Consider the following 14999-nt stretch of genomic DNA (forward strand, 5'->3'; position numbering starts at 1 on the left):
GATGGTGAAAATTGGAGTAATGGCTCTTCAAGGAGCTGTCATGGAACATATTCGTTCGTTAGAAGAATGCGGCGTAGAGGCAGTATTGGTCAAAACAAAAAGTGATCTTCAAAATATAGATGGTTTAATCTTTCCAGGTGGCGAAAGTACCACAATGCGCAAGCTTATAGATCGCTTTGATTTGCTAATTCCTTTAAAACAATTTGCAGAATCAGGCAAGCCAATGTTTGGTACATGTGCGGGCCTTATATTATTAGCAAGGAATATCCAAGATCAGGATTCCCAGCATATTGGTGTATTAGAAGCTACTGTCGAAAGAAATTCTTTTGGCCGTCAAGTGAATAGCTTTGAAACTATTTTAGAAATCCAAGGAGTAGCAGCTGACTTTCCTGCTGTTTTTATAAGAGCTCCCCATATTGTGGAGGTAGGGAAAAGCGTAGAAATACTTGCAACTCATGAAAATAGAATTGTAATGGCTAGACAGGACAATATATTAGGATGTTCCTTCCATCCTGAATTAACGAACGATCATCGTATAACTGCCTATTTTATACAAATGGTTCAGGAATCACTTGCCAAACAGGTCAACCTATAGTAAAGTATGATTAATTTCATGAATTAAAAAACGATGATAGGAAGTAGTAACAAGTAAGTTTTTTTTAGAGAGTCAGCGGTTGGTGGGAGCTGATAAAGACCCTTGTGAATCCGTCCTTTGAGTTGCGCAGCTGAAAAATAGGTAAGCTGTGGCCGGTTGAAAAGCCGTTATTAGACAAGTGGATCTGATCATGTGTCAGTTCAATCAGGGTGGCAACGCGGGTAGCTCTCGTCCCTTTTTTAGGGATGGGGGCTTTTTTGTCGTTATTTAATTAATGGTTGGTTAAAAGTGTCAAAATATTAAGAGGAGGAATTCATATGTTAGATGTAAAATTTGTACGTGATAATTATGAAGAAGTGAAAGCTAAACTTGCGAAGCGTGGAGAAGATATCTCTGAGTTCGATCAATTTCTTCCTTTAGACCAAAAGCGTAGAGAATTAATAGCAAAAACAGAAGTATTAAAGGCAGAAAGAAACGAGGTTTCTCAAAAAATCTCTCAAATGAAACGAAACAAAGAGAATGCTGATGATTTAATTGTGCGTATGCGTGAGGTTGGCGATGAGATTAAAGCGTTGGATGAAGAGCTACGTCAAGTAGAAGAGAAGTTTGACTACATGATGATGCGTATTCCAAATATTCCACATGATGACGTTCCGGTTGGTGACTCCGAGGATGATAATGTGGAAATCCGTAAGTGGGGAGATGTCCCTTCATTTGATTTTGATACAAAAGCTCACTGGGATATCGCCACAGATTTAAAAATAGTGGATTTTGAGCGTGCTGCAAAAGTAACTGGAAGCCGTTTTGCCTTTTACCGTGGTCTAGGTGCAAGATTGGAGCGCGCGCTATGGAATTTCATGATGGATCTTCATTCAGAAGAGCATGGCTACGAGGAAATGCTTCCACCTTATATGGCGAACCGTATGAGTTTAACAGGCACTGGTCAGCTTCCAAAGTTTGAAGAGGATGCTTTCCTAGTTAACGAGGAGGATTATTTCTTAATCCCAACTGCTGAGGTTCCAGTAACCAACTTCTACCGCGATGAGATTCTAGATGGGGCAGAACTTCCACAAGCGTTTACTGCATTTAGTGCTTGTTTCCGTTCGGAGGCCGGTTCTGCAGGTAGAGATACACGCGGACTAATCCGTCAGCATCAATTCAATAAAGTAGAGCTTGTACGTTTTGTAAAACCAGAGGATTCATACGAACAGTTGGAACTTCTAACAGGACATGCAGAAAAAGTGCTACAACTTTTGGGTCTTCCATATCGCGTACTACGTATGTGCACTGCCGACCTTGGTTTCACTGCTGCTAAAAAATATGATATTGAAGTATGGTTACCAAGCTATGGGGAGTATAAAGAGATTTCTTCTTGCAGTAACTTTGAAGACTTCCAAGCTCGTCGTGCAGGAATCCGTTTTAGAAGAGAAACGGGCGCTAAACCAGAGTTTGTACACACATTAAACGGAAGTGGACTAGCAATTGGGCGCACAGTTGCCGCTATCCTAGAAAATTATCAACAACCAGATGGTTCTGTTAAAATCCCAGAGGTACTACAACCTTACATGGGTGGCAAAAAAGTTATCCAATAAACTAAGAAAAGCACAAGCGCCTATGTCTGCCCCGACAAGCAAATGGGGAAAGCGAGGCAAACAATTTAAAAAACTTCTGTTTAGAACCAAAAATGCTCAGAGCTCCTGGCGTTTTTGGTTCTTTTTTTTCATTCGTAGCTCTCGAAAAAAAGTGGTTAGTAAATTACCGCAAGTCTCTGCAAGAACTCCCTCTGTTACCTCACAGACATGGTTAAATCTATTGTCATTTAATAGCGTATATAATGAGTCTACACAACCAGCTTTAAGGTCTCGAGCACCATAAACGACTCGTGGGATACGCGATTGCAATATTGCTCCTGCACACATAGGACAAGGTTCTAGAGTTACATAAAGAGTAGTTTCCTCTAGTCTCCAACTCCCGATTTTGGCACAAGCTTCTTGAATAGCCAGTAGCTCAGCATGGGTTGTCGCATTCTGTGTTGTCTCTCGTAAATTGTAGCCTCTCGCAATTACCTCATTTTTATGTACGATAATCGCACCTATAGGGACTTCTCCTATTGTAGCTGCTTTCTTTGCTTCTTCAATTGCTAAATTCATATAATACTCGTCCATTTGGAGTCAACTCCTTACGCGTATTTTAGCATGTTTTGTATGTCCCTTGCATAATTTAGTTTGAAGGAGTGATGGTATGAATTATGTAGTGAAAACTGGTGATAGTTTATACTCTATTGCAAAGCGTTTTGGAACGAGTGCGGCTACTCTTGCCTCTATTAATGGTTTACCGGATCAAGATGTATTGGTTGTAGGTCAGGCGATTGTTCTACCCTCCACGCCAGATCCAAACAGACCCTCTATTGAATCTAATTTATATGTTGAATGGTATACCGATGTCCCCTCGGAAACAGTGATTGAAAAAGTAAGAAATGTAGCTGCAGAACTAACTTATATGATGCCCTTTGCTTTTGACGTTAAAAGAGACGGATCGTTAACTCCAATGAATTGGGGAAGCTTGTCGGAGATAGCAGAAGAAAACAATGTTGAGACGGTTATTGTATTGACCAACATTGAAGAAGGAGCATTTAGTGACACGCTTGCCAATACAATTTTTACAAATGAAGAAGTTAAACAAAAGGTATTTGAAGAATCCGTGAAGGAGGCAAATAAAAGGGGTACAAATCATCTACACACTGATTTTGAATATATAAATCCCAATGATCGTGAGAAGTATGTACAATTCTTAAAAGAATTCCGTGAGTTTGCCCCTAGTTTTATTTTTTCTGCTAGCCTTGCTCCGAAAACTAGTGCCAATCAACCTGGTAAATGGTATGAGGGACATGACTATAAAGCCCTTGGCGAGGTTTTAGATTTTGTTGTTATTATGACCTATGAGTGGGGGTATAGCGGTGGCCCTCCAATGGCAGTTTCTCCAATAGGTCCTGTAAGAGATGTATTAGAATATGCAATTACAGAGATACCTTCTCAAAAGGTAATGATGGGTCAAAATTTATATGGCTATGATTGGACTTTGCCTTATAAACCAGGTAATCCTTTTGCTAGGGCGATAAGTCCACAGCAGGCTATTCAATTAGCCAGAGATCGAAATGCTGCTATTGAATATGATGAAGAGGCACAGGCACCGTTTTTTAATTACTGGAGAGAAGGGAAAGAGCATGAAGTGTGGTTCGAGGATGCAAGATCTATTCAAGCAAAATTTAATCTGTTAAAGGAATTAAATTTATTGGGGATTTCCTATTGGCATAGTGGCTTTGACTTCCCTCAAAACTGGTATCTTCTAAATGCTACATTTCGTATCAAGAAAAAATAGGGGGTATTTGTCTTTCTCTGGAAAGACAAATATCCTCTATTTTTCGTTATATCCCTATGCTAAAATAGAGGGTACGACTTGAAAATTTAGAGTGAGGTTAGAGATATGTCTATTCCATTTATAACGGTAGAGGGTCCAATAGGTGTTGGTAAGACCTCACTGGCTAAAGCAATTGGTAATACTTATCAATTTGAATTGTTAAAAGAGATCGTGGATGAAAACCCCTTTTTAAATAAATTCTATGAAGATATAGCAGAGTGGAGCTTTCAAACAGAGATGTTCTTTCTATGCAATCGCTATAAGCAATTAAGCGATATTGAAAAAAAATACTTATCGAAAGACACCGCTGTTGTAGCGGATTATCATATTTTTAAAAATCTTATCTTTGCTAAACGCTCCCTAAGTAAGGAGGAATATGAAAAATATGAGGCAATTTATCATATTTTAACGAAGGATATGCCAGTTCCTAATTTAGTTATTTATCTGGATGCTAGCATAGATGTGTTAGTAGACCGTATTGATTTGCGTGGGAGAGAGTTTGAAAAGAAAATTAGTACAACCTATCTGGAGCAGCTTTCTTCCGATTACCGAATGTTTATAGATGATTTTGAATTAAAGCATCCAGAAATACCGGTTATCCGCTTCAATGGAGATGAAATGGACTTTGTTCAAAATAACCAAGATTTACAGATAATTTTAGAAAAAGTAGATGAAACACTACATAGAAGGAGTTTATAACATGAATTTAAGAGAAAAGTATGGCATACCTTCCAATGCTGTAATAACAATAGCAGGAACTGTAGGAGTAGGTAAATCTACTATGACTAAGATGCTTGCTGAAGCACTACACTTTAAAACCTCTTTTGAAAAAGTAGACACTAACCCTTATTTAGATCGTTTCTATGAGGATTTCTCTAAATGGAGCTTTCATTTACAAATCTATTTCCTAGCAGAGCGTTTTAAGGAACAAAAGAGAATGTTTGAGTATGGCGGAGGTTTTATTCAGGACCGTTCCATTTATGAAGACACAGGGATTTTTGCACAAATGCATAAAGAAAAAGGAACAATGGATCCGGTAGACCATGAGACATATACAAGTCTTTTCGAAGCGATGGTTATGACTCCATACTTTCCACATCCGAACCTTCTCATCTATTTAGAAGGATCTTTGGATGATATTATAGACCGTATTCATGAAAGAGGTCGCCCAATGGAACAACAAACTCCAATCGCTTATTGGGAAGAGATGCATGGCAGATACGAAAAGTGGATTGATGGATTTAATGGCTGTCCAGTACTTCGTCTCAACATCAATGACTATGATATCGTAGAGAATCCAGAAGATGTTGAAGTAATTCTTGAAAGAATTGGCCATTTCATGGAGCAAACACAGACGATTACTTTACGTAAATAATAGAAAAGCTTCTGCATTTATTACAGAAGCTTTTTGCTTTCTAAAAGGGATTTTAAATAGGAGAGAGAATAGATTAGAAAGGGGGAATATAAAATGAGCATAGAAATAAATATTAGAAAAGCGATGGTTAATGATGCAGAAAAAAAGAATATTAAAGGAAAACCCTAGTTTCATGGCTACCACAGTTGAAGAATTTACGGTGTCGGTGGTGGAGCAGAGAGAAAAAATTGTGAATTGTAGTGAGAGAGGCTTAATGTTAGTAGCAGAACAGGAGAATCAAATAATTGGAATCCTTGATTTTCATCTATCCTCACGTAAAAGATTCAGTCATCAGGGTCTTTTTGGAATAAGTATTCAAGAAACCTTTGCCAATAAAGGTATAGGCACTTGTCTAATTAAAAAATTGTTAGAATGGGCTAGGAAACAGGAACATATAGAGAAGATATCGTTAGAGGTTTTTTCTAATAATGAAAGAGCAATTCATTTATACACAAAGCTAGGCTTTAAAGAGGAGGGAAGAAGGCATAAACACGTGAAATTTGGACCAAATGAATATGTAGACGACATTATTATGAGTCAATTTGTAAAATAAAAAAAGAAATTGACTTTTATAGTCAACTTCTTAATATTCTGAACACATATGGCTAAGAAAAATTCGTTACAAGAGCAACGAATTCAATCTCAAATTTATGCGTGTGTGTTGTTAAAAAATGGAGGAGGAAGAGGGATTCGAACCCCCGCGCGGTATGACCCGCCTGTCGGTTTTCAAGACCGATCCCTTCAGCCAGACTTGGGTATTCCTCCGAAGTACAAGAATTAATTTATCACGGATAAAAATCAAAGTCAACATATTTGAAAAAAATTTAATAATATTTTTTTAGTATAGAAAGTATAAAGAAAGAAATCAAATCGTAACCATTGATTTTTAAGTTTAAAATGCGTATACTAGTTATTGCCGTGCTAGGTGGGAAGGTAGCGGTGTCTTGTAACTCGCAATCCGCTCTAGCGAGACTGAACTCCTTCTCGAGGTTGTTTACATGTTAGGTCTGGTATTTGCACGTGATGTTGACGTCTGGGTCCTGCGCAATGGGAGCCCATGAACCATGTCAGGTCCGGAAGGAAGCAGCATTAAGTGGTGCATTCTCATGTGCCGCGGGGTTGCCTAGGCCGAGTTAACGACAAAGGTGCCGCTTATGTGTATCAATCGAAGGAAGGTGCACGGCTTTAATTTAATTATTATCAAACTCATTCATCCTCGGAGGAATGAGTTTTTTTTATTTATACTTATATGTACTTGTAAGGCGAAGTCAAGTTTTCTTTATGTTATAATATTTACATACTTTATCTAAAAAGAAGAGGGAGGGGAACTTGTTGTCGTATCAAGCTTTCTACCGCGCATATCGACCTCAGTCGTTTGCGGAAATGTCCGGTCAAACTCATATCAAACAAACCCTTCAAAATGCCCTCATTTACAATAAAACTACTCATGCATATTTATTTTCAGGACCAAGAGGTACAGGTAAAACAAGTGCTGCGAAAATTTTTGCTAAAGCGTTGAACTGTGAGAATGGGCCTGTCAAGGAACCATGCAATAAATGTGCAACTTGCAAAAGTATCACAGAGGGTTCCAATACAGATGTAATTGAGTTTGATGCTGCTTCCAACTCTCGTGTGGAAGAAATGCGTGACATTATTGAAAAAGTACGTTTTGCTCCTTCTAATGCGCGCTACAAAGTTTATATTATTGATGAAGTGCATATGCTCTCTACGAGTGCCTTTAATGCTTTGTTAAAAACATTAGAAGAGCCACCAGCTCATGTTGTTTTTATACTTGCAACAACAGAACCACATAAAATACCACTCACCATTATTTCAAGATGTCAAAGATTTGATTTTAAAAGGATTACATCTGCTGATATTGTTTCCAGGATGATAGAAGTGCTGACCGATGCAGGGATAGAATATGATGTGAATGTACTGAAAATTATCGCACAAGTGGCAGCTGGCGGTATGCGTGACGCACTCAGTATGCTAGATCAAGTAGTATCTTTCAGTGGAAAAATGATGACAATAGAAGATGCCCTGCTTGTAACGGGTTCTATTGGTCAGGATGTTTTTTATCAGTTGGCTGATGCTCTAAGTGAGAGAGACGTAGCACAGGCTTTAAGTAGTATCGAAAAGCTTGTAGAGGATGGAAAGGATCCTGTTCGATTAACGGAGGATTTTATCACATTCTATAGAGATTTGTTGGTACTTCAGGTTGCTCCAGACCAAGCGGAACTATTAGAAATTGCTACGGGCGATGAGCGGTTTAGAGAGCTGGCTACTAAATTTCCTGTGGAAACACTATATAAGAGTATTTCTATTCTCACAAACACTCAACAAGAAATGCGATTTTCCAATCATGCAAAAGTGTATTTAGAAACGGCAGTTATCCGTTTAGCGCAGGTCCCACAAGAGGCTGCTGTGGGGAATGCAAATAATGCTGAGTTGGAAAAGAAAGTTCAGTTACTAGAAGGGCAGCTTCAGCAGTTGCAGCAACAACTGAGCCAAGGTACGTTTGCACTTGGAACCAATCAAGGGACACAGCAAGAGCAACCAAAGAGAACAAGACAAAAAGCCTCTGGCGTGAAGGTGTCAAGTGGTCGAATACAAGAGATTTTAAAAACAGCAACAAAGTCAGATATTCAAACTATTAAATCACAATGGGCGAATATATTACAACAGCTTCAAAAATCACATGCTGCTTTGTTAAATGATGCAGAACCAGTTGCAGCATCTTCCAGTGCATTTGTGTTAAAATTTAAATATGATATACATTGTCAAATGGCAATGGAGAATAAAACTTTCTCTACCTCTTTTCCACAACTTATTTCAAGCTTAACCGGAACGATGTATGAGGTTGTATATGTACCGGAAGAAAGTTGGTTAAAGATTAGAGAAGAATTTATTCGGCAAAATGGATTGAAAAAGGACTCTACAGAGTCTACGCAGGAAGCTTCCTCTGAATCATCTGAAGTGATGGAACTGTTACAAGGAATGGAAGAAATCACGGAAGATCCTTTAATCGTGGAAGCAGAAAAACTATTTGGAAAAGAATTTGTAGAAGTACATGATGACTAAGGAGGAAAATAATTATGCGTGGAATGGGAAATATGCAAGGTATGATGAAACAAATGCAAAAAATGCAAAAGAAAATGGCTGAGGCTCAAGAGGAACTGGCAACCCAACGCTTTGAAGCAGTTGCTGGCGGAGGAATGGTAAAGGTTATCGTCTCAGGACAAAAAGAAGTATTAGAGGTAGCTCTAGATTCAGCAGTAGTAGACCCTGATGATGTGGAAATGCTACAAGATTTAATCGTAATTGCTACAAATGAAGCAATGAAAAAAGCGGAAGAAACAGCTAATGCCACTATGGGTCAATTCACGAAAGGGTTGAACCTTCCTGGCATGTTCTAGGAGGAAAAATAATGCATTATCCTGAACCGATATCAAAGCTAATAGAAAGCTTTATGAAATTGCCAGGAATCGGGCCGAAAACTGCGGCCCGTCTGGCATTTTTTGTGTTAACTATGAAGGAAGATACAGTACTAGACTTTGCAAAAGCACTAGTAGATGCCAAAAGAAACTTAAGCTATTGCTCTATTTGTGGACATATCACGGACATAGACCCTTGTCATATATGCCAAGACAAACAACGGGATGTATCAATGATTTGTGTAGTACAAGATACTAAAGACGTAATAGCAATGGAAAAAATGAGAGATTACAATGGTTTATACCATGTACTTCATGGAGCTATCTCTCCTATGGATGGAATAGGTCCAGAGGATATTAATGTTCCGTCTTTATTAAAAAGATTACAGGACACACAAGTAGAAGAACTGATTCTAGCAACCAACCCTACAATAGAAGGAGAAGCCACAGCTATGTATATATCTCGTCTTGTAAAACCTTCTGGTATTAAAACAACGAGAATTGCACACGGGCTACCTGTAGGGGGAGATTTAGAGTATGCAGATGAAGTTACTCTGTCTAAAGCTCTAGAAGGACGTCGGGAATTATAAGGAGAGTGTAGGGGTACGTGTTTTTTAAAAAGGGAAAATTAAAAAAAGAATTTGATCAACAATTTGTAACCCTCATTAAAGCCACCAAAGAAGATTGGCAGCAAGCACAGCTAATAGAAGATTATTTGAATGACTATGATCTTAATGCGGTGGCCAAAAGAAAAATAGCAGAGAGTATACATTTCTATCTATATAAAGAAGCAAAGATTAGGAATGTGATTATAAAATAGAATATTAGTAGTACTAGCTTCATACAATAAGGATATTGATTTTATGGAGGGATTGTACATGAAGTTAACCATTATTGTGTGTTCGCTAGTATTATTGTTGTTTTTAGTATTCAAAAGCTCTTTCTCTAATTTATTTGAAAGTCTAAGTATATTTTTATTTCGTTTAGGGTTTTCTATATTATTATTGTTTGGAGTTCATTTATTACTTGGTATGGCAGGATATGTGGTTCCTATAAACCTCTTCACAGGAGCTGTAGTAGCAGTGTTGGGAGTACCAGGGGTAGCCTCTGTAGTGACTATTTCTATACTGCTATAAAAAAATATAAAAAAGTTATCAAAAAGTGTTGACTTATATTTAAAACGAGAGTAATATAGTAGAAGTCGCCAAGAGGTAAACAAGTTTGGCTGACATGATGAACATTGAAAACTGAACATGCAAAACGTTAAGACATAAAGCATCAAACAACTTCGGTTGTATTGACGCAAAACAATTTTTGACATCATTTAATGATGATGCCAGCAAAACAAAATGAGCTTTTTAAGTTCTCTATTATGGAGAGTTTGATCCTGGCTCAGGACGAACGCTGGCGGCGTGCCTAATACATGCAAGTCGAGCGAATGATGAAGAAGCTTGCTTCTTCTGATTTAGCGGCGGACGGGTGAGTAACACGTGGGCAACCTGCCCTGTAGATTGGGATAACTCCGGGAAACCGGGGCTAATACCGAATAATCCATTACCTCACATGAGGAAATGTTAAAAGACGGTCTCGGCTGTCACTACAGGATGGGCCCGCGGCGCATTAGCTAGTTGGTGAGGTAACGGCTCACCAAGGCGACGATGCGTAGCCGACCTGAGAGGGTGATCGGCCACACTGGGACTGAGACACGGCCCAGACTCCTACGGGAGGCAGCAGTAGGGAATCTTCCACAATGGACGAAAGTCTGATGGAGCAACGCCGCGTGAGTGAAGAAGGTTTTCGGATCGTAAAACTCTGTTGTGAGGGAAGAACAAGTATGAGAGTAACTGCTCGTACCTTGACGGTACCTCATTAGAAAGCCACGGCTAACTACGTGCCAGCAGCCGCGGTAATACGTAGGTGGCAAGCGTTGTCCGGAATTATTGGGCGTAAAGCGCGCGCAGGCGGTCCTTTAAGTCTGATGTGAAAGCCCACGGCTCAACCGTGGAGGGTCATTGGAAACTGGGGGACTTGAGTGCAGAAGAGGAAAGCGGAATTCCAAGTGTAGCGGTGAAATGCGTAGAGATTTGGAGGAACACCAGTGGCGAAGGCGGCTTTCTGGTCTGTAACTGACGCTGAGGCGCGAAAGCGTGGGGAGCAAACAGGATTAGATACCCTGGTAGTCCACGCCGTAAACGATGAGTGCTAAGTGTTAGGGGGTTTCCGCCCCTTAGTGCTGCAGCTAACGCATTAAGCACTCCGCCTGGGGAGTACGGTCGCAAGACTGAAACTCAAAGGAATTGACGGGGGCCCGCACAAGCGGTGGAGCATGTGGTTTAATTCGAAGCAACGCGAAGAACCTTACCAGGTCTTGACATCCCGCTGACCGGCCTAGAGATAGGCTTTTCCCTTCGGGGACAGCGGTGACAGGTGGTGCATGGTTGTCGTCAGCTCGTGTCGTGAGATGTTGGGTTAAGTCCCGCAACGAGCGCAACCCTTGATCTTAGTTGCCAGCATTCAGTTGGGCACTCTAAGGTGACTGCCGGTGATAAACCGGAGGAAGGTGGGGATGACGTCAAATCATCATGCCCCTTATGACCTGGGCTACACACGTGCTACAATGGACGGTACAGAGGGTCGCAACCCCGCGAGGGTGAGCTAATCCCATAAAACCGTTCTCAGTTCGGATTGTAGGCTGCAACTCGCCTACATGAAGCCGGAATCGCTAGTAATCGTGGATCAGCATGCCACGGTGAATACGTTCCCGGGCCTTGTACACACCGCCCGTCACACCACGAGAGTTTGTAACACCCGAAGTCGGTGGGGTAACCCTTTTGGGAGCCAGCCGCCGAAGGTGGGACAGATGATTGGGGTGAAGTCGTAACAAGGTAGCCGTATCGGAAGGTGCGGCTGGATCACCTCCTTTCTAAGGATATATTCGGAATACAGATTTTTATCTGTATCTTAACGTTTTGCAGTTCAGTTTTGAGTGTTCATTTTTATGATGAGCATTTAAATTGTTCTTTGAAAACTGGATAAAACGACATCAAAAAAAGAAACAAACGCAAGATATTCAAATTGTGATTACTTACGTGATTGCAAGTGTAGTACTTTTAACTTTTAGGTTAAGTTAATAAGGGCGCACGGTGGATGCCTTGGCACTAGGAGTCGACGAAGGACGGCACTAACACCGATATGCTTCGGGGAGCTGTAAGTGAGCTTCGATCCGGAGATTTCCGAATGGGGAAACCCACTGCCCGTAATGGGGCAGTACATTTGCGTGAATACATAGCGCATCTGAGACACACCCAGGGAACTGAAACATCTAAGTACCTGGAGGAAGAGAAAGAAAATTCGATTCCCTGAGTAGCGGCGAGCGAAACGGGAAGAGCCCAAACCAAGAGGCTTGCCTCTTGGGGTTGTAGGACACTCTATACGGAGTTACAAAAGAATGAGTTAGATGAAGCGACCTGGAAAGGTCCGCAGGATAGGGTAAAAGCCCCGTAGTCCAAAATTCATTCCCTCCAGAGTGTATCCTGAGTACGGCGGAACACGTGAAATTCCGTCGGAATCCGGGAGGACCATCTCCCAAGGCTAAATACTACCTAGTGACCGATAGTGAACCAGTACCGTGAGGGAAAGGTGAAAAGCACCCCGGAAGGGGAGTGAAATAGACCCTGAAACCGTGTGCCTACAAATAGTCAAAGCCCGTTAACGGGTGATGGCGTGCCTTTTGTAGAATGAACCGGCGAGTTACGATTACATGCGAGGTTAAGTTGAGAAGACGGAGCCGCAGCGAAAGCGAGTCTGAATAGGGCGAATGAGTATGTGGTCGTAGACCCGAAACCAGGTGATCTACCCATGTCCAGGATGAAGGTAAGGTAACACTTACTGGAGGTCCGAACCCACGCACGTTGAAAAGTGCGGGGATGAGGTGTGGGTAGCGGAGAAATTCCAATCGAACCTGGAGATAGCTGGTTCTCTCCGAAATAGCTTTAGGGCTAGCCTCAAACGTTAGAATCTTGGAGGTAGAGCACTGTTTGGACTAGGGGCCCATCCCGGGTTACCGAATTCAGACAAACTCCGAATGCCAATGATTTATGTTTGGGAGTCAGACTGCGAGTGATAAGATCCGTAGTCAAGAGGGAAACAGCCCAGACCACCAGCTAAGGTCCCAAAGTATTTGTTAAGTGGAAAAGGATGTGGCGTTGCTTAGACAACCAGGATGTTGGCTTAGAAGCAGCCATCATTTAAAGAGTGCGTAATAGCTCACTGGTCGAGTGACGCTGCGCCGAAAATGTATCGGGGCTAAACAAATCACCGAAGCTGTGGATTGATACCTTTGGTATCAGTGGTAGGAGAGCGTTCTAAGGGCGTTGAAGTCAGACCGGAAGGACTGGTGGAGCGCTTAGAAGTGAGAATGCCGGTATGAGTAGCGAAAGATGGGTGAGAATCCCATCCACCGTATGACTAAGGTTTCCTGAGGAAGGCTCGTCCGCTCAGGGTTAGTCGGGACCTAAGTCGAGGCCGATAGGCGTAGACGATGGACAACAGGTTGATATTCCTGTACCACCACCCCACCGTTTGAGTGATGGGGGGACGCAGTAGGATAGGGTAAGCGTGCTGTTGGTTATGCACGTCCAAGCAGTGAGGTGTGAGTGTAGGCAAATCCGCACTCTGTAACATTGAGCTGTGATGGCGAGGACTTAGTCCGAAGTTCCTGATTTCACACTGCCAAGAAAAGCCTCTAACGAGGTGGGAGGTGCCCGTACCGCAAACCGACACAGGTAGTCGAGGAGAGAATCCTAAGGTGAGCGAGAGAACTCTCGTTAAGGAACTCGGCAAAATGACCCCGTAACTTCGGGAGAAGGGGTGCTCTTTTGGGTGTATAGCCTAGAAGAGCCGCAGTGAATAGGCCCAGGCGACTGTTTAGCAAAAACACAGGTCTCTGCAAAACCGTAAGGTGAAGTATAGGGGCTGACGCCTGCCCGGTGCTGGAAGGTTAAGAGGAGTGCTTAGCGCAAGCGAAGGTGCGAATTGAAGCCCCAGTAAACGGCGGCCGTAACTATAACGGTCCTAAGGTAGCGAAATTCCTTGTCGGGTAAGTTCCGACCCGCACGAAAGGCGTAACGATCTGGGCACTGTCTCAACGAGAGACTCGGTGAAATTATAGTACCTGTGAAGATGCAGGTTACCCGCGACAGGACGGAAAGACCCCGTGGAGCTTTACTGTAGCTTGATATTGAATTTTGGTGCAACTTGTACAGGATAGGTAGGAGCCTTAGAGCCCGGAGCGCCAGCTTCGGAGGAGGCGTCGGTGGGATACTACCCTGGTTGTATTGAAATTCTAACCCATACCCGTAACCCGGGTAGGAGACAGTGTCAGGCGGGCAGTTTGACTGGGGCGGTCGCCTCCTAAAGTGTAACGGAGGCGCCCAAAGGTTCCCTCAGAATGGTTGGAAATCATTCGAAGAGTGTAAAGGCAGAAGGGAGCTTGACTGCGAGACCTACAAGTCGAGCAGGGTCGAAAGACGGGCTTAGTGATCCGGTGGTTCCGCATGGAAGGGCCATCGCTCAACGGATAAAAGCTACCCCGGGGATAACAGGCTTATCTCCCCCAAGAGTCCACATCGACGGGGAGGTTTGGCACCTCGATGTCGGCTCATCGCATCCTGGGGCTGTAGTCGGTCCCAAGGGTTGGGCTGTTCGCCCATTAAAGCGGTACGCGAGCTGGGTTCAGAACGTCGTGAGACAGTTCGGTCCCTATCCGTCGTGGGCGTAGGAAATTTGAGAGGAGCTGTCCTTAGTACGAGAGGACCGGGATGGACACACCGCTGGTGTACCAGTTGTTCTGCCAAGGGCATCGCTGGGTAGCTATGTGTGGACGGGATAAGTGCTGAAAGCATCTAAGCACGAAGCCCCCCTCAAGATGAGATTTCCCATTACGCAAGTAAGTAAGATCCCTCAAAGACGATGAGGTAGATAGGTTCGGGGTGGAAGCGTGGCGACACGTGCAGCTGACGAATACTAATCGATCGAGGACTTAACCAAATTGTTTGTTTCCATTAATGATGTCTTTTATCCAGTTTTGAGTGAACAACTCAAGAGGATTTCAAAACACAAGCAGTGCTAGGAAACG

At 42.4% G+C, this 14999-nt stretch carries 12 protein-coding genes, 1 tRNA gene, 2 rRNA genes, 1 other RNA gene and 1 other annotated feature; of the genes, 14 read left to right on the forward strand and 2 right to left on the reverse strand.

Annotated elements, in window-relative coordinates:
- The first annotated feature begins 1 nt into the window (after position 1).
- Together pdxT and serS are read left to right on the forward strand one after the other, a co-directional pair.
- Complete coding sequence (gene pdxT, locus MHB55_RS00075) at positions 2 to 595, forward strand: pyridoxal 5'-phosphate synthase glutaminase subunit PdxT (RefSeq protein WP_154311976.1); 594 nt, start codon at positions 2 to 4, stop codon at positions 593 to 595.
- Between the two features lie 24 nt (positions 596 to 619).
- Positions 620 to 834 (forward strand) — a binding site (T-box leader).
- Between the two features lie 78 nt (positions 835 to 912).
- A complete protein-coding gene (gene serS, locus MHB55_RS00080) occupies positions 913 to 2187 on the forward strand; it encodes a serine--tRNA ligase (protein ID WP_154311975.1) in 1275 nt (424 codons plus the stop codon).
- A 96-nt stretch (positions 2188 to 2283) separates the two neighbouring features.
- Here serS and tadA read toward each other — a convergent pair whose 3' ends face one another.
- Complete coding sequence (tadA, locus tag MHB55_RS00085) at positions 2284 to 2760, reverse strand: tRNA adenosine(34) deaminase TadA (protein WP_144541962.1); 477 nt, start codon at positions 2758 to 2760, stop codon at positions 2284 to 2286.
- 76 nt (positions 2761 to 2836) lie between these two features.
- On the opposite strand from tadA, the gene MHB55_RS00090 reads away from it, so the two are divergent.
- The 4 genes from MHB55_RS00090 (at position 2837) to MHB55_RS00105 (ending at position 5979) form a co-directional block, all read left to right on the forward strand.
- Positions 2837 to 3973, forward strand: a complete 1137-nt coding sequence (locus MHB55_RS00090; protein WP_340862340.1) for a glycosyl hydrolase family 18 protein — start codon at positions 2837 to 2839, stop codon at positions 3971 to 3973.
- A gap of 105 nt (positions 3974 to 4078) precedes the next feature.
- Positions 4079 to 4711 (forward strand): deoxynucleoside kinase, encoded by a 633-nt coding sequence (locus MHB55_RS00095; RefSeq protein WP_144541958.1) that lies wholly within the window; start codon positions 4079 to 4081, stop codon positions 4709 to 4711.
- A 1-nt stretch (position 4712) separates the two neighbouring features.
- Positions 4713 to 5387, forward strand: coding sequence for a deoxynucleoside kinase (locus MHB55_RS00100; protein WP_151111886.1), 675 nt, complete (start codon positions 4713 to 4715; stop codon positions 5385 to 5387).
- Between the two features lie 172 nt (positions 5388 to 5559).
- Entirely contained in the window at positions 5560 to 5979 is a 420-nt protein-coding gene (locus MHB55_RS00105; RefSeq protein WP_340862341.1) for a GNAT family N-acetyltransferase, read from the forward strand.
- Positions 5980 to 6098: 119 nt separating this feature from the next.
- On the opposite strand, the gene MHB55_RS00110 is transcribed toward MHB55_RS00105, so the two are convergent.
- Positions 6099 to 6191 (reverse strand) — tRNA-Ser (locus MHB55_RS00110).
- Positions 6192 to 6342: 151 nt separating this feature from the next.
- Here MHB55_RS00110 and ffs point away from each other — a divergent pair.
- From ffs to MHB55_RS00150, 8 genes are all read left to right on the forward strand, one after another.
- Positions 6343 to 6609: signal recognition particle sRNA large type (ffs, locus tag MHB55_RS00115), an RNA gene on the forward strand.
- A 149-nt stretch (positions 6610 to 6758) separates the two neighbouring features.
- Positions 6759 to 8510 (forward strand): DNA polymerase III subunit gamma/tau, encoded by a 1752-nt coding sequence (dnaX, locus tag MHB55_RS00120; RefSeq protein WP_340862342.1) that lies wholly within the window; start codon positions 6759 to 6761, stop codon positions 8508 to 8510.
- Between the two features lie 14 nt (positions 8511 to 8524).
- Entirely contained in the window at positions 8525 to 8845 is a 321-nt protein-coding gene (locus MHB55_RS00125) for a YbaB/EbfC family nucleoid-associated protein (RefSeq protein WP_144541950.1), read from the forward strand.
- Positions 8846 to 8856: 11 nt separating this feature from the next.
- The gene (recR, locus tag MHB55_RS00130) at positions 8857 to 9453 is read left to right on the forward strand and encodes a recombination mediator RecR (RefSeq protein WP_144541947.1); all 597 of its coding nucleotides are present in this window, start codon (positions 8857 to 8859) and stop codon (positions 9451 to 9453) included.
- Between the two features lie 17 nt (positions 9454 to 9470).
- Complete coding sequence (locus MHB55_RS00135; RefSeq protein ID WP_144541945.1) at positions 9471 to 9683, forward strand: YaaL family protein; 213 nt, start codon at positions 9471 to 9473, stop codon at positions 9681 to 9683.
- 58 nt (positions 9684 to 9741) lie between these two features.
- A complete protein-coding gene (locus MHB55_RS00140) occupies positions 9742 to 9999 on the forward strand; it encodes a pro-sigmaK processing inhibitor BofA family protein (protein WP_186318286.1) in 258 nt (85 codons plus the stop codon).
- A gap of 233 nt (positions 10000 to 10232) precedes the next feature.
- Positions 10233 to 11786: ribosomal RNA gene (locus MHB55_RS00145) — 16S ribosomal RNA — on the forward strand.
- 197 nt (positions 11787 to 11983) lie between these two features.
- A 23S ribosomal RNA gene (locus MHB55_RS00150) occupies positions 11984 to 14911 on the forward strand.
- The 16S and 23S rRNA genes sit together here, the layout of an rRNA operon.
- Positions 14912 to 14999: the final 88 nt, after the last annotated feature.

Origin of the sequence: Psychrobacillus sp. FSL K6-1267, assembly GCF_038003265.1 — a bacterium.
Lineage (GTDB): Bacteria > Bacillota > Bacilli > Bacillales_A > Planococcaceae > Psychrobacillus > Psychrobacillus faecigallinarum.

Bases quoted from the DNA above. Each gene is read 5' to 3' on its own strand.
- pdxT (WP_154311976.1), top strand. From the start codon at position 2: ATGGTGAAAATTGGAGTAATGGCTCTTCAAGGAGCTGTCATGGAACAT.
- serS (WP_154311975.1), top strand. From the start codon at position 913: ATGTTAGATGTAAAATTTGTACGTGATAATTATGAAGAAGTGAAAGCT.
- tadA (WP_144541962.1), bottom strand. From the start codon at position 2,760: ATGGACGAGTATTATATGAATTTAGCAATTGAAGAAGCAAAGAAAGCA.
- MHB55_RS00090 (WP_340862340.1), top strand. From the start codon at position 2,837: ATGAATTATGTAGTGAAAACTGGTGATAGTTTATACTCTATTGCAAAG.
- MHB55_RS00095 (WP_144541958.1), top strand. From the start codon at position 4,079: ATGTCTATTCCATTTATAACGGTAGAGGGTCCAATAGGTGTTGGTAAG.
- MHB55_RS00100 (WP_151111886.1), top strand. From the start codon at position 4,713: ATGAATTTAAGAGAAAAGTATGGCATACCTTCCAATGCTGTAATAACA.
- MHB55_RS00105 (WP_340862341.1), top strand. From the start codon at position 5,560: ATGGCTACCACAGTTGAAGAATTTACGGTGTCGGTGGTGGAGCAGAGA.
- MHB55_RS00125 (WP_144541950.1), top strand. From the start codon at position 8,525: ATGCGTGGAATGGGAAATATGCAAGGTATGATGAAACAAATGCAAAAA.
- recR (WP_144541947.1), top strand. From the start codon at position 8,857: ATGCATTATCCTGAACCGATATCAAAGCTAATAGAAAGCTTTATGAAA.
- MHB55_RS00140 (WP_186318286.1), top strand. From the start codon at position 9,742: ATGAAGTTAACCATTATTGTGTGTTCGCTAGTATTATTGTTGTTTTTA.